This is a genomic window from Enterobacter cloacae complex sp. P27C (genome assembly GCF_014895705.1).
Classification (GTDB): Bacteria; Pseudomonadota; Gammaproteobacteria; order Enterobacterales; family Enterobacteriaceae; genus Enterobacter; species Enterobacter bugandensis.
Window position 1 is genome coordinate 189,060 of sequence record NZ_JADBQB010000004.1, and the last position, 21,401, is coordinate 210,460.

A 21,401-nucleotide genomic window follows, 5' to 3' on the forward strand; every position below is an offset into this window, starting at 1 on the left:
ATCAGTCATTCTTCAGGTCTGTGACTAGACTCCACCACACAAAAAGGTACTCATGCTAATCTGTTTTTGGGAGTCAGAAGCAGAGGGAAGAGACGATGTTGCATTACGATATGATCCGCAGCGAGATAATGTACCTAAAAGCGCTGGATAGTTTTTTCAATACAGATCACTCGTTACTGTGCAGTACTTATGATACGCCGGATGATTTTCGACGTTTGATCTCTCAGATACTTGAACGACATTTTCTTGGCGATCAGGACAGAATCAAAGCTGCGCGGAAAACACTTAAAGAATGGGCCGACCTGCAACTGATTGATAAAGATTATTTTGATTGTTTCAAAGGTTCACCAAGAGCATCGTGGTTTGCTCACCATTATATTTTCGAATACCCAGTAAAATCTGCAGGGTTGACACTTGGTGGATTGGGGAATGACGTCGGTTGTTCAGGTGGTTTTAATTCTCTTTTAATGAACGATAATATCCTCACAGAGCTTGATTTCTCTAAATTTAATTTCGACCTGGACGATATTGATTGGGACCTGATAACAAATCCACAGGCTACTGCTTCGAAAAAACCGAAACGTGTTTTCTCCCGATTTTATCTGAACGCGGGAGCAAGTACCGATCTGTACAACCCCACTCCGGTAACTGAGCGTGAACTCATCAATGGTGTGATGAGGTACATTGATGAAGCTACATGCTCACTTGGAGATAAGATCTCTTATTTCAGAAAACTGCATGAGCGTTGGCTTGAGCAATATGATTTTTTTCTGACAGATTTTGACTGGATGTCACGAGATGATGAAACTCAGTTAGTATATCTCTGGGACTATCTCAAAGGAAAAGGACGAATAGCGGGCTATCTTCGCCCTTATAATACGTCTATGCGTTATGACATGATTATTGCGGCTATAGATGTGTGGAACGTCCAACCTGAAGAGAAGTTGGAGTTTATTGAGAAGATGAAACATGCCTGGCAAGCATCAAAATCTTATCGACGATCTGCTAAATAGCGTTGTGACCCCAATGGTTTTTTCGTCTGATTTCTCAATGTAGTGATGAATCTGAGTAGACCCTGGGTCCTCTATCTATCTCCCTCTTTGTCCCGTTACGTACAGAGCACATACTTGTGAACGATTACCATAGCGAGGTTGAACGATTGCCAGGTTATTGGCGCGTCTATCTCAGGTACCAAGCGAACAACCTGCTGGATCTGAAGGTCAGCAATGAGCGAGTAGCGGAAGCTCGCAATTGTTATTACCGCGTAGGATGCATTACTAACGTTGCTATGTGTTAACGAACGGGGAGCGGGTCAAGCTAATCGTAAATGCAGGTCGAACCGATTTCAAATGCAGGTCACTACATTTATGCTTACGGCAATTGTTGACAGAAATAAGTTGGCAAGGTCGATCTCGAAGGGGTGGACTGGAAAAAAGCTGGTTGAGGTGGATTAAAATGGCTATGGAAGTTCACGGGTTTATTATTTCGTCTCCGTTCGTGTTCGTCTGCGATGGTAAGGTTTATCGCAGCCAATCGGGGAAAAACTGGACGGTCATATTTAGCCGTTACGGTACGCAAGCCTGGGGGAATGATACCTATGCTTCCCAGCGCGTTGACCGTGCTTGCCCGCCAAATCGTAACGAAGAAGTTCGTTTGGCTTTCCGTGGCGCAGTTATGCGCCACTTCAAGCTGAACTACACCCAAATTGAGGCATTCTTCCAGCGTCAGATCGACGAGGACAAGCAAATCCTGGTCGAAGGAAATTCGGTTAAACGCCATGTGGGTGGCCGCAGCAGCTACAGCACAGGCAGTAGCAGCACGACGTTATCTGCTCCCGCGCCCGCTCCAGTCAAAAAGGAATCCCCCCATCCAGCGCTTAAACATGGTTGTCCAGCAAGTCGTTTGGAAGAATTCCTAGCCTGGGAAAAAGCGCACCTTGGGATTTTGAATCGTGTCAAAATGCCCCAGCGCGTTGCCATGTTCCTGGGAACCTGGGAAGAACCGAATGCGGTCAAACCTGAACCCGTGGTGGCCGAAGAACCCCAGGCTGAAGAACCTCGAGCCGAACGGTCGCTGGCTGAAGAACGCGAACATAAAGAAGATGTACCCTTCTATGGCCGTCGCCGTCGTGATCAGGGGAAATTCCGTGAAGATGTGATGCTTAACTGCGGTGGCCGTTGCGTCTACACGAATGCCATTGCGGTACGCTGCGAAGCCGCACACCTTAAAGCCCACGCTCGCAAAGGTGGCGCGAGCTTTAAAAACGGTCTGCTGCTGCGCGCTGATATCCACAAGCTCTTTGACGCGGGACTATGTGCCATCGATCCGCACACGCTTAAACTCTGGTTCGCGCCAGACCTGGTAAAAAAAGACGCAGATCTCGCGGCCATTGATGGGGTAACGATGCGCAAAACGCTGCTCCCTATCAACAAAGACAACATCGAAGACCGCTGGGATGCCTTCGTTAAGATCTTGCTGGCATGATTAACTGGTCATAAATGTCCGCTCCTGGCACATAGCGGTCGGCTCGTTACAGAGCTAAATAAAAGATTAGTTGCGATGTGCCCTTAACAATGAGTGCCGCCTCGGAGATTGTCAGGCTGATTGCGCCAATTGTCGCTGCAGGACCTGTAGGCTCGTTCCCGCCCCTGCCCATGCAGCAGCCGAGCCGACCACATACAGGTTTTGCTTGGCGCGTGAGACGGCTACATTGATAATGTTTGGCGGGCTTGCCGCCCACTGACGGGCTCTTTGCTGACTCGCTTTCGGAGCACCCAGCAGCAGGATGACCGTGTCCGCCTCTCGGCCCTGGAACGTGTGGATCGTGCCTACACGATCACGGCTCCACTCATTCCACTTTACTCCCAGCGCTTGCAGCAGATCGGTCTCACTGTCGAGACGCCGACGCATGTTCTGCTCTACGATCTTGAATGGTGTGATGATAAAGACGTCCGGATTTGTAATGCCCGATGCGGCCAGCTCTTTAAGCATTCGTACAACCGCATCACCCTCCTCGGGGCACCACTTCGTCTCAGCATTGCCATTGACGTCGAACCAGCGAGATCGCCCCAAAGCCGAGCCGATAGATCCTAGTCTTTTAGGCCCGACAGCATGGACCATCTGCCCGGCATAGGCGATGGAGTTAGAAACATCGAACATTGGGTTCTGGCAACGCCTGTGAACGAGGAGTGGCAGCCCGACTTCTCGATCACCTACATCCATGACGAAGGTGGATTTGAAGCGCGATGCCTGATCAGCAAGGGTCTGCGTAGATGCTGCGGGCGCAGACCATTCGCTCTGATCAATGTCGAAGAATTTGCAGATTTCGACGTTCAGCTTTTCAGGAAGTGAAACTACAGGTGGGATTTGCAACGGGTCACCTACCACGATGGAGCGCTTTGCCCGCATGATAGCTCCAACTGCTGCCTGAGGAACGGCCTGGCCCGCTTCATCTACCAGAAGCCAGCCAATGCTCTCTGGTGGCAGATCCCCGAACATCGTCCGAACAGAGGCGAATGTCGTGGACACGGTCGGCACCACCATGAAAAGGCTTGACCAAAGGTCGGGGAGAAGTTCACGGTGAGCGGAAGACTGGAAGGCACCAGCCACCATGCCCGACATCAATAGCCCAAGGTTGTGTTGCAAGCGGCTGGCCGAAGCATCGATGAACGTTTTATGCACAGTCAGGGCAGCGGCGAATAGATCCTCCCGCAGGCGATGAACCTCATCGGGAAGCCATGGCGCAGTCAGGTGGATAGCCTCGTGCTCGCGCTCGAAGAATCTCTCATCAACGACCCTGTCTCCCATGCGGTTTCGTGCCTCTGCCTCGGTTGCTTTCAATTTCGAGACAGCCTGACACTTGCTGGAAATTTCCTGGTCGAGTTGCTGTAACTGGGACTCAGTATTGCTCCACTCAGCCCTTGCAAGCTCCAGGGCACCGTCTGTCTCCAGCGCCCGTAAGACTGATTGCTGCAAGGTCGCCGAGAGCATCTGCAGTGTCGATCTCCACGACTTCCAGGCCGCAGTCGCGAACAAACGGGAGAAGAAACCTGGACGGCCAGCAAGATGGCTGTCGAGCATGATCTTATCCTGCTCGATCTGCGATTTTGCCTTCTCATGCTCCCGTTGGCAGGATTCAGCAATCTGGTGTGCCTCTTCTACGGCTTCATCCAGACTCGGTCGACGCTCTTCAGCCCTTTGAAGTTCGGTGATCGCTCCCTTGAGCGCCTGGATATCCCGTCGCATCTCTTCGATGCTGGCGATTTCGGCGTCTACCGTTGCCTTGAGTTTAAGAAATGCGGTTCGCGCTTTCAGCCAGGCCGCAGCAGCATCCGCTTCGTTGGTGCTGGGCCGCTCATTGACAACCACGCTGGGCATTACGCGATCGATGATTTCGCCTGTTCGTTCGTCCTTGATCTCACGCATGACATTTATGCCGCGAGCTGCTTTCAGGTAGGTAAGGAAACCACCGTCTTCATTCCACCAGAAACCTTGCTGGAACGCGCCTCGGTTGCTGCTCTTGCCGAGAGCAGCGGCGATCAGCCCCCAGGTTTCGACTGGGTCGGAGGGGATGTCCCCCTCGGCCTCGGCTTCGAAATAGCCGACGCGTTTGGGGTTCGCAATCAGGTCGCTGATGGACCGAAAATAGGCGATTTGTTCATGACGACCATTGGCTTCCTTGAGAGGAAGCTCTTTACTAACGTTCTCGACCGCTTTGTTATTGGAGGACGCTACAACGATCTCATGGCCCTTTAAGGATGCATGTAACTTGTAGAAGTGCAGGAATGCATTGGAGCCGAATGCCAGCTTCTCGCCTGTTGTGGAAAAGGCATCCTGCGGTTTATTGAAGCCGCACATCGCCGTGGCCCGATCAAGAATGCACCCGACGACAATATCTCGCAGAAGAGTGGTCTTTCCGGTTCCCGGAGGCCCATTGACGCCGATGATACCTGGAGCATCATTCAGCTCAGCACGCGCCGCATTCACGGCAGCCTGTTGAAGCAGTACCAGTGGATGGCCGCCTTTCGAAGGCCAACGAGCCTGCGGCATGAGCGAGGGTGCGACGAATGGCTCAACTGCGGAAATGGGCGATAGCACGTCGATTTTCTGTTCAGGCCTGCCAATTCCCATGTAGCGGCGCAAACCGGCTCCGGCTTTGCCCGTCTCGAGCAATTTGGTTGCTTCACCGAGATCTTCAAGATAGAAGGAATTCAGTAACGAAGGTTCAGGCGGCGCCTTGGCCTTGAAATGATGAAACACCTTAATCGCGAATGTGGGTGGCTCAACCAAATGTTCGGGTACACCGAACTGAGACACAAGCCATCTATAAGCGTTAAGAACGACATCCAAATCGATCGGTATGGGTTCTCCATCCTCGTTGTGGCGGCGAACCATTCGATCCAGATGCTCGATAATGCGCGGCTCAACATTCGGCCAATTCCCTAAGCTCCCAAGCTTCAGGTCGAGAGCCGGCTTGAGTGCCCAGGCAAAACTGGACACGGCAACGCCTTTGTCCTCAAGCACATAACCTTCTTTGTCGATCAGGAGCGAGCCGATGGCCGCCTTCTTACCGTCCGGGCGTGAACGCTCCTCATCCTCGCCAAAAACCTTGACCAGCTCGTCCGTCGCCTTGTCGAGAGCGATGGAGCCGAGGACGACCTCGAAATAAAGCTTATGGCTGGGCTTGCTGCGGGCATTTGGTCCCCATGGTACACCTCGCTCCAATAGGGCAACCCTAGAGCGGTCGCCGGTTGCCATATCCTCTGGGCGTTTATAACCTTGAGGCGACAGTGCTTCGAGGGCTGTCCATGCTGCCAGTATTGCTCGCGCATCATTCGACTTACCTGTCGGAGAGAAAGATGGGAGTGGACCTAGGTCGATCTGGTCTTCGCCGAATTGCTGTTGCATGACAGGAGCTGGATTAGCCTTGGGTTGCTGTTGCACTACCGCTGCAGGCACATCACGGGGCGGAACTTGGGAGGATTGTGTGGACGACGAGCCCGGATGACGCGCTGATGGACTGGAATCCGACATTGAGATCACGCAGTGACCACTAAGTACAGTTCGGGCTTGCTCGATTTTAGTCCTCAACGTTCGGGCCTTGGCAGTATTGCGGAAGGTCAGTTCGTTCAACAGCCGTTCAAGTTCACTAGCATTGTTCCGTGACCGCTCGAAAATTTCCTCCAGATCGAAGATTGATTTTTGCGCATACTGCCTTGTAGTCATTTTTTCTGCAACTCCAGACCCCATCAGTTGAGAGATTTTATGCTAATTAGCATGATTTCTAAAACGGTAAACTTCCGCTCCTTGCACGGAGCAGACCTAAAGCAAGTCCGTTAGGCCCGCTGTGAGCGAAGAGCGGATCCAACTCAATATAATTTGTTAAAATTTTCGAGTTGATCACTAGTATCTTTCATGAAACCCAACTTACTGATATTCTGGTAAAAAAGAATTCTTAACTTGTGTGAATGTAGATAATAGCAGGAATTAAAGCTTAATAACTTAGGAAGCTTGATATGTCTGGTAGCCACAATGATAGTAACATTAGTGCACACTCTGGAAATGCGCAGAACAAAGCTGAAGTTGTTAAAGCATCTTTAGACATAGGTAGTGCGCTATTGGTCGCAATAATCGCAGCTTTAGGGGGAATGGCCGGCTCATATCTCACGGGTTCAAAGTTAGTTGAAAGCACAAGAGTCCCAGCACTCATCAATGCCAGAACGATTTGTACTACTGCTGTTAACGAAGATGAATACAAATTTCGTGAAAAAGCCTCTGATTTTTTGGCTGCGGTAGCTGCATTTGATGCTGATAAATCTCTTTTATATAAAGCTAATCATAATCAACTTTACCAACCAGCGAAATCAGCCATAACTAAAGCAATGTCGATAAGTTCTTATTCTTCTGAACGTCTATCAGTACTGGCAGTAAATATTGCATCATCTATAAAACAACTTGCAATTTCTGATATGGATTATGTTATTTCAGATAGTGGCGCTTATAAAAAACTATCTTCCTCAATGGAGGAATGGCCAGAGGCATATAATGAATATATGAAAACCTTCGATGTCAAACGTGCTTCTTGCAACTCCGATGCTATAAGCTATAAATCAGAAAAATAAGGAATGAAATGACTTCAAGACAGTTGGCCAACTTCTAAAGAATCAGCATTATAGAATGCTGATATCATCTGCTTCAGGCATGAAGCAGACATAGTTCAATCCTATATTGCACAAGGTCCTTTACGTGTTAATCTAAAATTCCAAATTATTTCAGACAGATATTATCTCAGTGAATCCCCGCCTTCCTGACTGAAACGCGGGGTTTTTAATTTTTCACGCTGAGACTACTGTATGAATAAACCTGATGGCCTTCAGGCCTTTGAACAACCGCTTGCGTCGCTTCCCTCTACGCTTCGCGAGCTTATTCTTGAACGTATCCAGAACCTGACCCACTACGAGCCGGTTATTGGCATCATGGGCAAAAGTGGTGCAGGTAAATCCTCTCTTTGCAACGAACTTTTCCGGGGCGAGGTGTCCCCGGTGAGTGACGTGAATGCCTGTACTCGCGACGTGCTGCGTTTCCGGTTACGCAGTGGGCGTCACAGCCTGGTGATTGTTGATTTACCGGGCGTGGGCGAAAACGGGCAGCGGGATCAAGAATACCGTGCCCTGTACCGTCGAATCCTGCCGGAGCTGGACCTGGTGCTGTGGGTCATTAAGGCCGATGATCGGGCACTAACCGTGGACGAGCAGTTCTGGCACGGTGTGATGCAACCTTACAGGCAAAAGGTACTGTTCGTGATTAACCAGGCCGACAAAATCGAACCCTGTCATGAATGGGATACCCTCACCAGCAAACCTTCACCGCACCAACAGGGAAATCTTAAAGCGAAGCAGGCTGCGATTATGGCGATGTTTAAACCGCATCATCCGGTCTGTGCGGTGTCCGCCAGCACTGGATGGGGCAGTGAGGATATGGTGGCAACCATGATGCGCTGTCTGCCTGACCGCGCCACCAGCCCGGTGGTGACACAACTGCACGGGAGACTCTGCACAGAGCCGGTAAAGTCGCAGGCCCGTGACAGTTTCGGTGACGCAGTGGGCCGTGTTTTCGATACGGCTGAGTCATCGTCATTGCTGCCTGCGCCATTGAAAACGGTGATTCGTACCGTGCGTGATGCGGTGGTGTCGGTCGCACGGGCCGTCTGGGACTGGATATTCTTCTGATATCGCAATTTTCTCTGCGAATGATGAACTGGTTGTTAATGATGTGTTGATTGTGGACACGTCCTTTCCACTGCGTTTTATCATCAATTAAATCAGGCGAAGCATCATTATCTGTCAGACGAGCGCCCACAAGGCTGGACTGCTCATAAAAAATAGTTCCGATGTTGTCCATACCCTGTCCACTCCTTCCTTTAAAGTAATCATTATTAATTCATAGAGTTAACTTCTCAGGAGAAATCTTTCATGACGCTTCAGGAGCGGCGACATGACCGGCTTGCCGTCAGGTTGTCGTTGATTATCAGCCGTCTGGTGTCCGGTGAAACTCTGTTTATTCGCAAACTGGCAACTGAATTCGGGGTGTCAGAGCGCACGTTACGTCGTGACTTTCGGGAACGTCTGATGTATCTCGACCTGGATTATTACCAGGGGCAGTGCAGTCTGCGCTCAGATATTCACAGTACGCGGCAGGAAATAGATATTCTGACCTTTGCTCACCGCACGGGGTTGGCCGGGGCTTTCCCTGGCTTTGACCGGCGACTGATCAGCAGCCTGCTGGACTGTGATGATCGACCCTGTCTGGTATGGCATCAGGACAGACCTCATCCCCCGGCAGGAAAGCTCTGCTTCTACAGGCTGGTCAGAGCTATTTCGGGATGTCAGCGCATCACCGTTCTGACTGAAGGGGAGCGTCATGAGGCCATCGCACCTTACCGGCTAATCGCTCTTGACGGTTACTGGTATCTTGTCGCTGAACATAACAGACAATTACGTGTCTTCCGGCTGGATGAGATTCATCTGGTAAGGTCATCGCGGGAAACATTTATTCGCAGTGAGCTTCTCTATCAGCTGTCGGAGGACAAACATTTTATCTCTGCCTTACCTCATTTCCGTTTTATTCAGCAGTCGCTGAATTCATTTTCTCCATCAGAAAGTCGGGGGCAATCCGGACAAACTGATTAGAGATGGTCTCCACAATTGAATGTAAGGTTAATCTAATGAAAAAATTGAAATTATTGTCTTTACTGCCAGTCATGTTTTTTCCCTTACTTATCGCAGGTAATGCTCACGCAGCACGTCCTTATAGCGGGTTCCTGCCTGCGGCAGTGAATAATAAAAGTGGGAATATATTCTGGTGTGATGCCCACCGACAGGTCAGAAAACTGTGTACAGCGACGGAAGTGGATTCAATGGGATGGTTTATTGTTGTTCGCTCGAAACCTTCCAGAGATTGTCCGGGGGGAATATGGGGGTGGATCACTCCCAGTAAAGACGATGTGGCAACAGGGTATACCATTACGCCAGGTAAAGAATTCAATCTCACCATGAAGGATATGTGCAGTCCCGATATGAAAGTAACGTTCCGCCCGAATAAAAAGGACCCTCGTTATGACGATCTTGTCGGGATTTATGCCGGGAAAGAAGCGTTTCGCTACAAACAAATAAAATAATCCAACTGTTTTTTCATTACTTTATTGTTTTAAACAACAAAAGCTTTATTACATGATTTGAGGACAACATTATGCGACTGCCTTACGTAATATTTACATTAGCTATGCTGGCTTCTGTATCAACAGCACAGGCTATTCCCAATATGTGGACGAGTGGTTTTGGGATGGGCGTGACCGAATATATCATTACCAGCCCGGAGAAGGTGGTGTTTAATCTGAACTGTACTGGCAATCCGGATGCGCAGAATATTCTGCAACACGGTGTTGATCTCACTCTGCCTGATGGAACATCAGTAAGTTCTCATGACGACGGGACGGAAATAACGGTCGTCATTGATAACAGTCAGTTCTCATTACCTTCATCCCTCGGCTGGAGGAATGGCGATAATGCCTGGGTGTCATTTATTGACGCACTGGGGCAGGCAGCAAATTTCGATGTTTATGTCAGCGATAAAAAAGTAGGCACTTTCAGTCCGGGTCTGAAGAATACGCAAAAAGAGCTGTCTGACCTCAGTGAGTGCCGGACCACACACTACAGCGATTAGTTACTTACAATTCAGTCCTCTCCACCTCGCAACACACCAGCACCAGATAGCAACAGGCCATGCTCCTTCGGGAACATGGCCTTTTTGTTTTTATTTCATTATCAGATAAGGAGTTAGCTATGCGATTAGCCAGCCGCTTTGGTCGTATAAACCAGATACGCCGTGACCGGCCTCTGACCCACGAAGAGCTGATGAGTCATGTCCCCAGTGTGTTCGGGAGTGACAAGCATGAATCTCGTTCAGACAGGTACACCTACATCCCGACCATTACCATCCTCGAAAGCCTGCAGCGCGAAGGTTTTGAGCCGTTCTTTGCCTGCCAGACAAAGGTTCGCGACCAGAGCAAGCGGGAACACACCAAACACATGCTTCGCCTGCGTCGTGCTGGTCAACTGACCGGACATCAGGTGCCGGAAATCATTTTGCTCAACAGCCATGACGGCTCATCAAGCTACCAGATGCTGCCGGGGCTGTTTCGAGGCGTCTGTACCAACGGCCTGGTCTGCGGTTAGTCGTTCGGAGAGGTACGGGTGCCACATAAAGGCAATGTCGTTGAGAAGGTGATTGAAGGGGCTTACGAAGTGCTCGGGGTGTTTGACCGAGTGGAGGAGAAGCGCGATGCAATGCAGTCACTGGCACTGCCAGAACCAGCCCGGAACGCCCTGGCGAATGCCGCGCTGAAGTATCGCTTTGGTGAAGACCACCAGCCGGTCACGGTATCGCAGTTGCTGACCCCACGTCGCCGGGAGGACTACAGCGATGACCTGTGGACCGTATACCAGCGCGTGCAGGAGAACCTGATGAAAGGAGGTCTGTCAGGGCGAACCGCTCAGGGGAAAAGCAGCCGCACCCGTGCTGTTACCGGTATTGATGGCGATGTGAAACTCAATCGCGCCCTGTGGGTTATGGCAGAAAACATGCTCGAATTTTTCGGGCGTTAAACAACCGTTCCGGCATAAGGAGATAGTTTAATGGATACCCACAACCCTGAGTTTGCTGAGCAGGCAGCAATTACTGCCTCGGTAGTCGCTGACGAGTTACGTATCGGCTTCTGGCCAAAGCGCTTTGGATCTATCCCACAATGGATAACCCTTGAGCCCCAAATATTTGGCTGGATGGATCGTCTGTGCGCTGATTACAGCGGCGGCGTCTGGAGCTTTTACACACTCAGCAACGGCGGCGCATTTATGGCTCCGGAGCCCGACGGTGAGAAGTGGACGTTGTTCAACCCGATGAATGGCAACGATGCGGAGATGAGCGGAGAGGCTGCCGGTATAGCGGCCTGCCTGATGGCATACAGCCACCACGCTTGTCGCACCGAATGTGACGCGATGACTGAGCACTATTATCGCTTACGTGACTACGCGCTAAACCATCCGGAATGCAGCGCCATTATGCATCTAATCGACTGAGGAATACCTGACATGAATATCGCATTATCCCCGGTATCATCACAGCCTGAACTTTTTCCGCTGGCGGTTATGGCTCAACATGATTACCTGCTTACCGCGACATCCGGATTAACACCCTATGCTCAACGGACCATCCGACGCGCTACCAATCTGCTGGATAAATATCTGCGCCAGCCCGGTATATCCTTTACCTCAAGTACTGCTGCCCGTGACTGGCTTCGGTTACAGCTGGCAGGACAAGAACGGGAAGTGTTTATGGTGCTCTATCTCGATAACCAGAATCGTTTACTGGAGAGTGAAACGCTATTTGCCGGTTCGATTAACCATGTGCAGGTCCATCCCCGTGAGGTAGTGAAATCAGCGCTTCGTTTCAATGCTGCGGCCGTTGTGTTGGCGCATAACCATCCATCCGGTGATCCGGAGCCCAGCCAATGTGACCGCAACATTACGGGCAGGCTTAAAGAAGCGCTGACACTGGTTGATGTGAACACACTCGATCATCTGGTTATCGGTTCAGATGGAATTGTGTCGTTTGCAGAGCGAGGCTGGATATGAAAATCATCAGTAAACGCCAGGCAATGACCCTATACCGGCAACATCCTGGCTCCCGACTGTTTCGCTTCAGTACGAGCAAATATAAATGGTCAGGTAGTATCTGCCATTATGCTGGCCGCGAGATGGAGGACATACGCGGCGTTCTGGCCGTGTTTGCTGAACGGCGTCAGGACCGCAATGGTCCCTATGTCATTCTTCGAAGCGTTACTCTCAATTAATCCTTCCCTTTAATCAGGAACAATAATGAACAATCACTCAGAATCCGGTACAAAGCCGGAGAATCCCGCCTGCCAGCAGTGGGGGCTACAGAGTACGATAACACCCTGTTTTGGCGCTCGTCTGGTGCAGGAAGGCAACCGACTGCATTTTCTCGCTGACCGCGCCGGATTTAACAGTGCTTTCAGCGACGATGACGCGTTGCGTCTCGACCAGACATTTCCCCTGATACTCAAACAACTTGAACTAATGCTCACCAGCGGAGAACTCTCTCCCCGGCATCAGCACTGCGTCACGTTTTACCACAACGGACTCACCTGCGAAGCCGATACGCTTGGTAGTTGTGGCTACATATACATCGCTGTTTATCCCACTCAACGTTAATGACTTTCACGAGAGCCATAATGAAATTTCTACCTGCAACAACTCTGCGTGCAGCGAAGACATCCCGTCACCTGTCGCTATCTGGTAAATGTTACTTACTTATCTGCTATCGGCATAGTCTTTACTAGGATGACTGTAAACGATGACTTAGAGTCCGCTTCGTTCCAGAAGCGGACATATTGATTAATTAATGTTCAGCATGTTTAAAGTTATGTCACACGCAAAATGATAACTTAATATATTTAGAAGATTACTAATACAAAAATAGCGTTGTAATTCAATGAACTCTACCTATAATCTAACATAAAAAATCATATGTCATTGAAAGGATAAGGCTTTGAACATTTACATTGATGAGTCGGTACACGAGGAGTTTGGGTTTATGATCATGGCTTATGTAGTTTGTGATCAAGATCCTCAGTCTGATATAAACAAAATTCTTTCAGAGCATTCAGTTGATGAACATCACTCATGCGCAAGAATGGATCAATCTGAATCTTTAAGAGATTTGAGGTGTAAACTTATTTCTTACTTGAACTCAAATTGTCGATGGGGATCATTTATTATGCCAAGTGAGTATCGCCATCGTTGTTATTCGGATGTGTCATTTTTATTAAGCTTATTGATTAAGAACTTTCCAGATGGGAAAGGGAATGTTTTTTTCGATGAAGGTATCATAAACTCTACAGAAGCTCTCAGTCTATGTTCTGATGAAGTAAAAGTTATAACATGCTCATCTCATGAAGTTTGTGGGATACAACTTGCTGATTTGGTGGCATCTTTTAGTGGTGTTAGGTTTAGAGAAACAATAACTGGAAAAGCAAAAATCTTAACTTACGGTTACGACTGCGGCTATGAGCCCCCAATAGAAGCCCCTCTTGGATTTGAGCTTTTTGCTACGCTTCGACAGTCTATGCTCAGGGAAAATGAACCTCTCGGGGATGAGATGCCTGAGTTTGCCACATTTAAAACTATCAACAAAGGGTTGGTTTTGTCGAAAAACTTAACAACTGAATTTAGTCAGTTGGCATTAAAAACCTTTGGGGAAGTGTACTTAGGTTGCATCCATTAAATGTAATATCACTATCAATTAATAGCAAAATAAAGCGAGGTGTACCTACGAATACAGGAGACGATGATACAACTGACTTTCGCTTCTCGTTCATATCGAACCTTAGGCTTCGTAAGCTTGTTCGCTTAGTGCCAGAAGCGGACTTTCTGTTATTATGTTGCGACAACTAGCACACAGACTAGTAAGACAATCCGTTTCTGGGATAATAAAAAGCTAGGTTGCTTATAACCTTCCTGCGCGCACAAAAGTTATGCATAACTCCGTAGGAATAATTACACTTTTCCATGCCCCATTGTTCTTTCCCAACCCAGCATTAACTAGACTATCTAAAAAGGCCTCATCCATTTCCACTGGTTGGTCAGGGTCGATGGCAACAAAGGCCGCCAGTTCACTGATATCAAATGAGGGAATACGTTCAAGAGCAACGAGCAAACGCCGAAGAACATTAAAATCTATCTCTTCTCGTGCGAATGACTTGAGAAATTCTGCCGCAACTTCAGGCTTGCTTTCGCTTTCCATCCGGTCAATGATTTCAATCAGTCTTGCACCTGCCTGGCCAGCAAACTTATCGTTTTCATTCAACCTTTCAGTCATTTTAATCCGTTCAGAGTCGGGTAGGTCTGAGAAGTGAGTGAGGAAACGAAAAATCTTTTCAGTAAATAGCTGACTCCTGACAGAACTGGCAACTTTGTATACTCCAACCACAGTGCTAACAAAAGGGATAGATTCAAGCGTTTTTGATTCAATCAAAGCGTCAATGCTAAGCTCAGTGTATTCCTTGCTCAACTCGACTACCTCGTCAGATTTTAAAGCGCAGATTAATGCGCTACCGCGTTTGGAGTCTTCTGTCATGATTCCTCAATTACACATTTCTATGGATAGTTTAGGTTGAGACTATTGAATCAAACGCAGGAAGAGTATGCGACTTTTTTTATAAAAAATAGGTGAAGTATTTTATTCATTCATCGTTACCAATAAGATGTTGTTACTTACAATCTGATAGTAGCTATTATTTCGGATAGATTGATCTACTCTTCGCTTAAGTCTGTCTGTCATGCTGCTTAAGAAATAGGCGTAGCATAATTCTCTAAACGATCCCCATTTAGCACGTATGCGCAAAAAAACTACGGTAGATATGAGTGCATAATGCAACACACACATTTAAAGAGGGCTTTTTATGCCTGTTATTGAGAGTATTTTACGCATACAGCTAGACAGAGATGTATTTCATGGAGAAGAACAAATGGTTAGCGGTATAGCCCAACTAGCTGTAGATCGGGGATTTAACGCGTTATCCCCTCGCCAAAAAATAGTATTAGAGCCGTTCTTAACACAACACTGTTCAGGCGTAATCGATCCAGGTGGTCACCATAACAACTGTACTACAGTTCTGACTGGTGAGGCATTATTAGATGCGTATGAGAATTGTGATGATACGGAAAGCCTGGAGTGTGAAAGCTGCCGTGAGGAAAGTTCTTTTCACGCCCACCAGTGGGCAAGAATAGAGCGAGAATAGGAATAAGTATCCTCCGGCTTAACCGGAGGTTTTTCAGATGCTCTTATAAGGCTCTGTTACCAGTCGTGCCCTAACAGGAGTATATGAACTGGCATTTACATCTGAATTCGTTACTTACGGCCCATTGTTCCTGAATCTTCGTGGTGTTCTTGCCTACAATATTATCTAGTATGACCGCCCCTGTTGATAAACGCACGGCAATGTCAGTATTTCTCGCCAAGACATGGGGGCAATTTCGTCGGTCTGCTCTTCGCTCATAGCAGACTACAAGCGCTTAGATTCTGCCCACCTTGTACCAGAAGCTGTCAATGCTAGTATTGCGATGTATCGATCAACGAGTGAAGGTAAGGATAAATGATTGTAACTAGGGAAAGCATGAAACAATGGATCATTGAGTGTCTTCGTGAACGTGGAGGTAGTGCTTGGCCACGCGAAGTTTCAAAGTATGTATGGAACAGCTACGAGACTGAGCTTAGAGATTCGGGCGATATGTTGTATACGTGGCAATATGACATTCGTTGGGCCGCTCAACAATTGAGAAACGAGGGCACTCTAAAACCAGTAAATAGACGCAGAGATTTGCCTTGGGAACTAGCATAGCAAAGCAAGGATTAACGTTCATTTCGCGGCCATATCTGACTTTGTTCTGAGTGGATGAGAATTGATACCTCTGAAGAAAACTTTCCTGCCTGCCTGAATCTTGCTTTGCTGGCCATATCGGTGTTCTACTGGTATGGCTTTATACCCACTCTCAATGTCTATTTTTTTGTACGGATTTTAACTTGTGGGTACAAGTGCGGGTATAGCTATTTATTCCTGCCAATAAAATATATTGATATCAGTCTATTGGGTGTGAAATTCGAGTCCGGCCTTCGCACTCATCCTCTAAACACCTCCCTCCAATGCCACTCCACAAACCCCTCCCTTGGATAATTCCCTTTGACCATCGGCAACGCAATCTGCTTCCCGGCAAAATCCCAGAACAGCCGCCCAACAATCCCGCCCCCATTCACCGCCTCGGAAACCAGCACCCGCATACTCTCATCCAGCCCAATCGATCCCTTATCAAACGCCTTATGATGAATCGCACACAGTGCCAGTCCGTTCTGGATCTCACACGGTCCGCCAAACTGCTTCCACTTGATATGCGCGGCTTCAAGTCCAACAGAGGCGTTATCATGCCGCATGTTAAACCCGCAGATTGCGCACTCATAGTTATAAGCACGCAGCACCTGCTGGCGGAACAGCGGATCGCGAACCTTACGGATCTGCTGAATATCAAAACCCATCTCATCCGCGATCTCTTCCTGAATGCTTTCGGGAAAATGCGCTTCAAGGATCTGCTGCGCCAGCGAGCCTATCAGGTTTTTGTTCTTATTCAGCAGCGCAAAGTGTTCTTCATCAAACCCGCCTGCGACGTTATGTTCCACAAGTTCTTTAACGGGCGGCTGCTTACTGCCAGTGGTCGAACAAAACTCAGTATTCTTCAGATCCCAAAAGCCGTCCCCTTTGAGCCTCCAGAAGGGCATATTTGGGTAATGCGCCTTCCTCTGTGGGCCAAAGCGTTCTAGCAGGCTAAGCAACTGTTCGTGGACCTCAGTACCGTAATCAAACAGTCGTGCATGCCCCTGCTGATAGCTCGCCAGCACGTACAGAAGCAATAAAGGCTTATGCGGCGCACGCTGTTCGCCTTTGCGCCAGATGGTGATGTCGGCAATTGCCTGTTCGAGAGTTTTGCTGGAAGCCATCGCGTTACGGAAGAGGGTAAATAATTGCGATGATGCTCGCAAAACTCAGACCAATCAACCTGTAACCAACAAAAACATGACCTTACCCCACAGAACCCTATTTCCTGAATCCCCCTCGCAAATTCTAAATTTACCCCACACCAAACCGCTGTATTTATATTCAGCCCTGTATAATGGGCACCAGAGATTACGCCGAACGGCAAAGGTAGTATCGAGGAATATTTAACGAAGAATTCGCGATATGAAGGTGCTGCAACACCCCCATACCGCTAACCACAAACAACTAATCAGGAGTTGAAAATGGCTGCGACGAATTTTAAGCCAGAGTTTACCGTTTGCAAAACAGAATCAGACGCTTTCACCGGCATGATTGAAAACCGCGAGCTGGTACGCAAAAACAGCGCCCGCCGTCTGCACGGCAACCAGCCCAACGCGGCACCCGTCCACCCTCGCGCGGAAACGCAGCAGGACAGTGCAGCCTGCTGCGAACTGTATGCACGCATAGACATGAAATACCTCCTGCTGGGCGGCGACTGGTTAAAACGTGCGGGCTTTATCAACGGCATGCCCGTAAAAATCCGGGCTATGAAAGACTGTATTGTGATTACGCCCCAGCATACAAGAGAATTATGGGGATGCCTGGAAGGGATGAGTGTGGTGAATATAAATAAACAGAAAGTCGCGCAGTGGTTGAAGACGTTTCCGGGAGCGCTAAATGATACCGGGGATATACCCGTTGTGAAGCGGGGAATCGGGCAAGCGATGCCTGAGTAGTTCTGGCTTCCTGCCTCATATTCCTGGAGCAATAAAACGATACGGGCATGTCATCCCATGCCCGTTTTAAGTAAAAATCACTCGTACTTTACCTGTTCTTTCACAGCCTTAACCAGCACAGCGTGAAGTTCGCCGACGGTTAAATCGCGTATCACAGGTTCGGGTATGCCACGCACCCAGCGGATAAATCGACAGATGCCAAAAAAGTCTATGCCTTCACCCGTAAACAGATACTCATTCTCCGCGAGAGAGAACGTTTTCCTGTAGCCATCTTCTTCTGTGGCAAGCTGAACGCCAAAAGCTTCTTCGCAGTCTTCCAGTAGGTCTTCGCCATCCATACCGCAAATATGCAAATCGGCCTCAATCCAGGTGTTGCTATCGATAGGTTTGCGATGTATCCCAGAGGACTCACGTACGACCTCAATTACTTGTGCGAGAGTAGGTTCCATTTACAAAATATTCCGTATTCGTTAGTTTCAATTGGCTATCCGGAGCTTAACAGTCACCCACTATTCGATAAGTTGTAAAGTAGAGTACGGATTCAGAAAGCGTGATTATCTTTGCTATGGCTTGAAACCGGGTTTGCCATTTGCGCTACGCCACTCCTTTACTTCCTGGACTACGCCCTCGGGAGTGTCTTCTCTGCCTTCTCGTGGATAGTAAATAAGATCAGAACCATCAGGGTGCTGCGTCAATCGTTTGAATTCGAGGATGTTTTTTATATCTTCAGCTTCAGTGGTACCAGATACATCAAAAATTTTTCTTACAAATTCCAAAAATTGCTCTTCTGTGTAATCTTCAATTTTATCCATTTTTAAATCGTAGATGAGATCTTTTAATGTGCCCGATAAGATTATCGGGCAATGCCTCTCACCAATTATCCCTATAGTCGAAAGAAACCTGATAGTCATAAATAGTGGGGGTTATTTTATGTACGAAGTGGGGCTGAAGAACGGGGATCCATTCGGCTTCAACATCAAAAAAACCATTATTCACATTGTTCTTAGTCGGCATATGAAAACCTTTGGTCATGATCTTCGCATTATCGCCGAAATCTTTCGAAAATTCTCTACCTTCACCTAGTTCAGTCCTCATATCATACCATTGCAATCTAATCTTCAAACCCATGGTAGCCCTCTTTTTTAAATTATTGATTCTAAAGTTAGGTTAAATTTCCCCTCCAGAGAGCTGAAAAGTTAAATCATCGGAATAAAATTTTTTCCCAAGAAGGCTTTCTAAACGATGTGCCTGATGCTCATTGATATTATAGACGCCGATACCATGCGAAAAATCGCTTCTATCTTCTGCATTCATTCCCATAATCATGCATAGATCATTGAGGTTTTGATGCGGTATTTCGATTTCGAAAAGCAAATTTTCATCCGTTTTACTGTATGCATCAATTGTGTAAACGATCATTATTTTTCTACCTTTCTGGTTGGATCTGCTGGTTTAGTTTGCTTACCCGTAGTGGGATCAAACTCACCGAGGTGACTGCGTCCTGAGCGATCATAGACCTCAACTGTACCGTGTTGAGAGTCCCATTCGTAAATTTTACCTTTTGAATCCTTCCAACGGGTACGAAGTTTTCCTCCCCCCTTAATTGGTGTTTTCGCTTGAGCTTTCTTAGCATCAGGAAATGCAGATAAGGGAGGATTTCCTTTAGGAGGTGAATGGTATTTGTGATCTGAATTACTATAGACATAAATCGGCGGCACCCCGCCCACCGGCAGAATCAGAATATAATCCGCAAACGTCCTCTCTTCCGGTGTCGGGCTGGTCGTCACACCAATCCCCGTATCCTCCGGCAGCGGGTCAACCACAACCGGGTTCGGTATCCGTACCGGGTTGTGATTGCCCGTATCCCACGGCTTACTGTCTCCGGTGCGGTCCGGTGTCCAGATGAGGGTGATACCGGGGTCTTCTTCGGTGGTAAAGGTGTACGCCTGGCGTTGGCTATCCCACTCCATCCTGCGAACGCGCACGCTGTCTTTGCCCGGCGGCGTATGCCAGCCGCGCGGTGTCGGGTTACCGCTGGCGTCGTTCTCCCAGGTGAAGCGAACGCGGGTAGGGGCTTCCCGCATCTGTTCGGCGCGCATCCTGTCGATAAAATCCTGTTCGCCGTCGTTCAGCTTGCCGGGGTACATTCCTATCAGCAGCCCTGCGACAGGGGCACCAAGGCCTCCCGTGGCTATCTCGCCAAGTGCAGCGCCGCGCACGGCCCAGGTGCCAGGAGTGATTGTGCTCCCGCCAACCAGAACAAGTTCGCTGGCATCGGCGATCGCGGTCCGTGCAATCCAGGCCCTTTCTTCGTCCGCAACGGCAGCCTGATAGTCCATCTCCTCGTGATGCCCATTCCACCAAAGATAAAGCGCGCTGCGTTGCTTCGGCTTTGGGATCGCCTTACGCTTTGCCGCCTGAGCGTGTTGCGGGGCGTCTTTAGGCATGGCCTGGTAAAATGCCATCTCGGCGAAGTTGGTGTGCGGCTCGCTTCCGGTGCCTGCATCGTTACAGCCTTCACCACGCAGGCAGGATTTCGCAAAGACCCGATTGCGATCGCGTTCTTCTGTTCGCCGCAGCGCTTCGGCCTCTTGCTCTTTTTGGCGTACTGCGAGCATGGCCTGATGCTTTTCCTGTGCGATCTGTTCAGGAGAGGGACCGGATCCGAGCCACTCTCCCGATGGGGCAATCACGCGGTTGGTTCCGCGCGGGCATCCACAAATGACGACAGAACCATCGACGGCTGAGGCTTGCCCCATCCAGTTGACGCGTGGCTCACCGTTGGCAATCACGCCCTGTTTGCCGCATTTAGGGCATGCCGTGGTTTTATCGCCAACACGAACGATGCCGCGACCATGCTCGGTGCAGTTGGGCAGAGTTGTGCAGCATATTGCGCCGGTGGTTGTTCTGTCGCCGTGCAGCGCCTGACCGCGTCCATGGTTATCGGAACGGTAGCCCATGTCCTATTCTCCGGGCCAGGTTAAGAAGTCCTCATGAGGTGGAATACCTTCGCGGGTGACCAGATAAGTACTGCCTAGCGGTGTGCTGATAATCTCGTCATCGTTATCAAGCAGGCTGCCAACCAGCGCAACGCCCTGACGTCTCCAGGAAAACGCTTCGCCAGCTGAGGTCATAATCGTGGCGAGCGTTCCATCCGGATAGGCCACACAGTCTCCTTCGACAATCACGCTGGTGTAACTCCCATCGTCCATGAGCATTGTGGCTTCACGATCGACGGGAAGTACCATGCCGCCCATTCGGGTCTGGCTGCCAGCCGTGGCAATCCGCCAGATGGCGGTTACGAGATGTAGTCGATGAAAGGCTTCCTGTTCAGCAATAATGGCGCGCGCGTCCTCAGGCATGGAGGCCAGTTGTTCATCGGAAAAAGGCGAACGATCTATTTCCGCTTTCAACTCAGCGGTAAATTCATTGGTATAAAGCTGCATGACAATTCCTTGTAGGGGTATAAGAGTAAATGCAGCAATGCTAGGTTTTAGACTGTA

The 21,401-nt window shown here is 48.9% G+C and carries 22 protein-coding genes and 1 pseudogene; 14 read left to right on the forward strand and 9 right to left on the reverse strand.

Annotation, left to right across the window (positions count from 1 at the left end; all coding sequences use genetic code 11):
- The first annotated feature begins 95 nt into the window (after positions 1 to 95).
- Positions 96 to 1,013 (forward strand): hypothetical protein, encoded by a 918-nt coding sequence (locus tag IM291_RS09555; RefSeq protein ID WP_192986734.1) that lies wholly within the window; start codon positions 96 to 98, stop codon positions 1,011 to 1,013.
- A 442-nt stretch (positions 1,014 to 1,455) separates the two neighbouring features.
- Complete coding sequence (locus tag IM291_RS21920; RefSeq protein ID WP_226840322.1) at positions 1,456 to 2,484, forward strand: HNH endonuclease signature motif containing protein; 1,029 nt, start codon at positions 1,456 to 1,458, stop codon at positions 2,482 to 2,484.
- A 111-nt stretch (positions 2,485 to 2,595) separates the two neighbouring features.
- Here IM291_RS21920 and IM291_RS09565 read toward each other — a convergent pair whose 3' ends face one another.
- Positions 2,596 to 6,225, reverse strand: a complete 3,630-nt coding sequence (locus IM291_RS09565) for an ATP-binding protein (protein WP_048328403.1) — start codon at positions 6,223 to 6,225, stop codon at positions 2,596 to 2,598.
- Positions 6,226 to 6,515: 290 nt separating this feature from the next.
- Between IM291_RS09565 and IM291_RS09570 the strand changes: the two genes are divergently transcribed.
- The 11 genes and pseudogenes from IM291_RS09570 to IM291_RS09620 all read left to right on the forward strand — a co-directional run bounded on the left by IM291_RS09570 (position 6,516) and on the right by IM291_RS09620 (position 13,860).
- The gene (locus IM291_RS09570) at positions 6,516 to 7,121 is read left to right on the forward strand and encodes a hypothetical protein (RefSeq protein ID WP_064373968.1); all 606 of its coding nucleotides are present in this window, start codon (positions 6,516 to 6,518) and stop codon (positions 7,119 to 7,121) included.
- Positions 7,122 to 7,352: 231 nt separating this feature from the next.
- The gene (locus IM291_RS09575) at positions 7,353 to 8,228 is read left to right on the forward strand and encodes a GTPase family protein (protein ID WP_192986736.1); all 876 of its coding nucleotides are present in this window, start codon (positions 7,353 to 7,355) and stop codon (positions 8,226 to 8,228) included.
- A gap of 243 nt (positions 8,229 to 8,471) precedes the next feature.
- A complete protein-coding gene (locus tag IM291_RS09580; RefSeq protein ID WP_192986738.1) occupies positions 8,472 to 9,188 on the forward strand; it encodes a YafY family protein in 717 nt (238 codons plus the stop codon).
- A 35-nt stretch (positions 9,189 to 9,223) separates the two neighbouring features.
- The gene (locus IM291_RS09585) at positions 9,224 to 9,676 is read left to right on the forward strand and encodes a hypothetical protein (protein WP_000734321.1); all 453 of its coding nucleotides are present in this window, start codon (positions 9,224 to 9,226) and stop codon (positions 9,674 to 9,676) included.
- Positions 9,677 to 9,747: 71 nt separating this feature from the next.
- Complete coding sequence (locus IM291_RS09590) at positions 9,748 to 10,221, forward strand: hypothetical protein (RefSeq protein ID WP_060175535.1); 474 nt, start codon at positions 9,748 to 9,750, stop codon at positions 10,219 to 10,221.
- A gap of 119 nt (positions 10,222 to 10,340) precedes the next feature.
- Positions 10,341 to 11,162, forward strand: a pseudogene (locus IM291_RS09595) (DUF932 domain-containing protein).
- A gap of 30 nt (positions 11,163 to 11,192) precedes the next feature.
- The gene (locus IM291_RS09600; protein ID WP_060175537.1) at positions 11,193 to 11,633 is read left to right on the forward strand and encodes an antirestriction protein; all 441 of its coding nucleotides are present in this window, start codon (positions 11,193 to 11,195) and stop codon (positions 11,631 to 11,633) included.
- 12 nt (positions 11,634 to 11,645) lie between these two features.
- Positions 11,646 to 12,188, forward strand: coding sequence for a DNA repair protein RadC (radC, locus tag IM291_RS09605; RefSeq protein WP_192986740.1), 543 nt, complete (start codon positions 11,646 to 11,648; stop codon positions 12,186 to 12,188).
- Positions 12,185 to 12,406, forward strand: coding sequence for a DUF987 family protein (locus tag IM291_RS09610; protein WP_192986742.1), 222 nt, complete (start codon positions 12,185 to 12,187; stop codon positions 12,404 to 12,406). Before radC ends, IM291_RS09610 begins: the two co-directional genes overlap by 4 nt.
- 25 nt (positions 12,407 to 12,431) lie before the next feature.
- Complete coding sequence (locus IM291_RS09615) at positions 12,432 to 12,788, forward strand: type IV toxin-antitoxin system YeeU family antitoxin (protein ID WP_049010462.1); 357 nt, start codon at positions 12,432 to 12,434, stop codon at positions 12,786 to 12,788.
- Positions 12,789 to 13,125: 337 nt separating this feature from the next.
- Positions 13,126 to 13,860 (forward strand): DUF3800 domain-containing protein, encoded by a 735-nt coding sequence (locus IM291_RS09620; protein ID WP_097404727.1) that lies wholly within the window; start codon positions 13,126 to 13,128, stop codon positions 13,858 to 13,860.
- 222 nt (positions 13,861 to 14,082) lie between these two features.
- On the opposite strand, the gene IM291_RS09625 is transcribed toward IM291_RS09620, so the two are convergent.
- Positions 14,083 to 14,712 carry a hypothetical protein gene (locus IM291_RS09625; RefSeq protein ID WP_192986744.1) on the reverse strand — a complete coding sequence of 210 codons (630 nt, stop codon included), beginning with the start codon at positions 14,710 to 14,712 and terminating at the stop codon, positions 14,083 to 14,085.
- 1,542 nt (positions 14,713 to 16,254) lie between these two features.
- Positions 16,255 to 17,124 carry a phosphorothioated DNA-binding restriction endonuclease gene (locus IM291_RS09630; protein ID WP_045259571.1) on the reverse strand — a complete coding sequence of 290 codons (870 nt, stop codon included), beginning with the start codon at positions 17,122 to 17,124 and terminating at the stop codon, positions 16,255 to 16,257.
- A gap of 300 nt (positions 17,125 to 17,424) precedes the next feature.
- On the opposite strand from IM291_RS09630, the gene IM291_RS09635 reads away from it, so the two are divergent.
- Entirely contained in the window at positions 17,425 to 17,898 is a 474-nt protein-coding gene (locus tag IM291_RS09635; protein WP_075206615.1) for a SymE family type I addiction module toxin, read from the forward strand.
- 77 nt (positions 17,899 to 17,975) lie between these two features.
- On the opposite strand, the gene IM291_RS09640 is transcribed toward IM291_RS09635, so the two are convergent.
- From IM291_RS09640 to IM291_RS09665, 6 genes are all read right to left on the reverse strand, one after another.
- A complete protein-coding gene (locus IM291_RS09640) occupies positions 17,976 to 18,347 on the reverse strand; it encodes a hypothetical protein (RefSeq protein WP_192986745.1) in 372 nt (123 codons plus the stop codon).
- Positions 18,348 to 18,461: 114 nt separating this feature from the next.
- Positions 18,462 to 18,710, reverse strand: a complete 249-nt coding sequence (locus tag IM291_RS09645) for a bacteriocin immunity protein (RefSeq protein ID WP_045259639.1) — start codon at positions 18,708 to 18,710, stop codon at positions 18,462 to 18,464.
- Between the two features lie 58 nt (positions 18,711 to 18,768).
- Positions 18,769 to 19,026 carry a colicin E3-like toxin immunity protein gene (locus IM291_RS09650; protein ID WP_075206614.1) on the reverse strand — a complete coding sequence of 86 codons (258 nt, stop codon included), beginning with the start codon at positions 19,024 to 19,026 and terminating at the stop codon, positions 18,769 to 18,771.
- Positions 19,027 to 19,065: 39 nt separating this feature from the next.
- On the reverse strand, positions 19,066 to 19,317 hold the full coding sequence (locus IM291_RS09655) for a hypothetical protein (protein ID WP_045259569.1): 252 nt from the start codon (positions 19,315 to 19,317) through the stop codon (positions 19,066 to 19,068).
- Positions 19,317 to 20,858: a colicin E3/pyocin S6 family cytotoxin gene (locus tag IM291_RS09660; protein ID WP_045259568.1), complete on the reverse strand. Its 1,542-nt coding sequence runs from the start codon at positions 20,856 to 20,858 to the stop codon at positions 19,317 to 19,319. The genes IM291_RS09655 and IM291_RS09660 overlap by 1 nt, the downstream gene beginning before the upstream one ends.
- A gap of 3 nt (positions 20,859 to 20,861) precedes the next feature.
- Positions 20,862 to 21,344 carry a hypothetical protein gene (locus IM291_RS09665; RefSeq protein ID WP_192986747.1) on the reverse strand — a complete coding sequence of 161 codons (483 nt, stop codon included), beginning with the start codon at positions 21,342 to 21,344 and terminating at the stop codon, positions 20,862 to 20,864.
- Positions 21,345 to 21,401 lie beyond the last annotated feature (57 nt).

What these genes read in the sequence shown, in the direction of transcription:
- IM291_RS09555 (WP_192986734.1), top strand. Translation starts at nt 96, where the DNA reads ATGTTGCATTACGATATGATCCGCAGCGAGATAATGTACCTAAAAGCG.
- IM291_RS21920 (WP_226840322.1), top strand. Translation starts at nt 1,456, where the DNA reads ATGGCTATGGAAGTTCACGGGTTTATTATTTCGTCTCCGTTCGTGTTC.
- IM291_RS09565 (WP_048328403.1), bottom strand. Translation starts at nt 6,225, where the DNA reads ATGACTACAAGGCAGTATGCGCAAAAATCAATCTTCGATCTGGAGGAA.
- IM291_RS09570 (WP_064373968.1), top strand. Translation starts at nt 6,516, where the DNA reads ATGTCTGGTAGCCACAATGATAGTAACATTAGTGCACACTCTGGAAAT.
- IM291_RS09575 (WP_192986736.1), top strand. Translation starts at nt 7,353, where the DNA reads ATGAATAAACCTGATGGCCTTCAGGCCTTTGAACAACCGCTTGCGTCG.
- IM291_RS09580 (WP_192986738.1), top strand. Translation starts at nt 8,472, where the DNA reads ATGACGCTTCAGGAGCGGCGACATGACCGGCTTGCCGTCAGGTTGTCG.
- IM291_RS09585 (WP_000734321.1), top strand. Translation starts at nt 9,224, where the DNA reads ATGAAAAAATTGAAATTATTGTCTTTACTGCCAGTCATGTTTTTTCCC.
- IM291_RS09590 (WP_060175535.1), top strand. Translation starts at nt 9,748, where the DNA reads ATGCGACTGCCTTACGTAATATTTACATTAGCTATGCTGGCTTCTGTA.
- IM291_RS09600 (WP_060175537.1), top strand. Translation starts at nt 11,193, where the DNA reads ATGGATACCCACAACCCTGAGTTTGCTGAGCAGGCAGCAATTACTGCC.
- radC (WP_192986740.1), top strand. Translation starts at nt 11,646, where the DNA reads ATGAATATCGCATTATCCCCGGTATCATCACAGCCTGAACTTTTTCCG.
- IM291_RS09610 (WP_192986742.1), top strand. Translation starts at nt 12,185, where the DNA reads ATGAAAATCATCAGTAAACGCCAGGCAATGACCCTATACCGGCAACAT.
- IM291_RS09615 (WP_049010462.1), top strand. Translation starts at nt 12,432, where the DNA reads ATGAACAATCACTCAGAATCCGGTACAAAGCCGGAGAATCCCGCCTGC.
- IM291_RS09625 (WP_192986744.1), bottom strand. Translation starts at nt 14,712, where the DNA reads ATGACAGAAGACTCCAAACGCGGTAGCGCATTAATCTGCGCTTTAAAA.
- IM291_RS09630 (WP_045259571.1), bottom strand. Translation starts at nt 17,124, where the DNA reads ATGGCTTCCAGCAAAACTCTCGAACAGGCAATTGCCGACATCACCATC.
- IM291_RS09635 (WP_075206615.1), top strand. Translation starts at nt 17,425, where the DNA reads ATGGCTGCGACGAATTTTAAGCCAGAGTTTACCGTTTGCAAAACAGAA.
- IM291_RS09640 (WP_192986745.1), bottom strand. Translation starts at nt 18,347, where the DNA reads ATGGAACCTACTCTCGCACAAGTAATTGAGGTCGTACGTGAGTCCTCT.
- IM291_RS09645 (WP_045259639.1), bottom strand. Translation starts at nt 18,710, where the DNA reads ATGGATAAAATTGAAGATTACACAGAAGAGCAATTTTTGGAATTTGTA.
- IM291_RS09650 (WP_075206614.1), bottom strand. Translation starts at nt 19,026, where the DNA reads ATGGGTTTGAAGATTAGATTGCAATGGTATGATATGAGGACTGAACTA.
- IM291_RS09655 (WP_045259569.1), bottom strand. Translation starts at nt 19,317, where the DNA reads ATGATCGTTTACACAATTGATGCATACAGTAAAACGGATGAAAATTTG.
- IM291_RS09660 (WP_045259568.1), bottom strand. Translation starts at nt 20,858, where the DNA reads ATGGGCTACCGTTCCGATAACCATGGACGCGGTCAGGCGCTGCACGGC.
- IM291_RS09665 (WP_192986747.1), bottom strand. Translation starts at nt 21,344, where the DNA reads ATGCAGCTTTATACCAATGAATTTACCGCTGAGTTGAAAGCGGAAATA.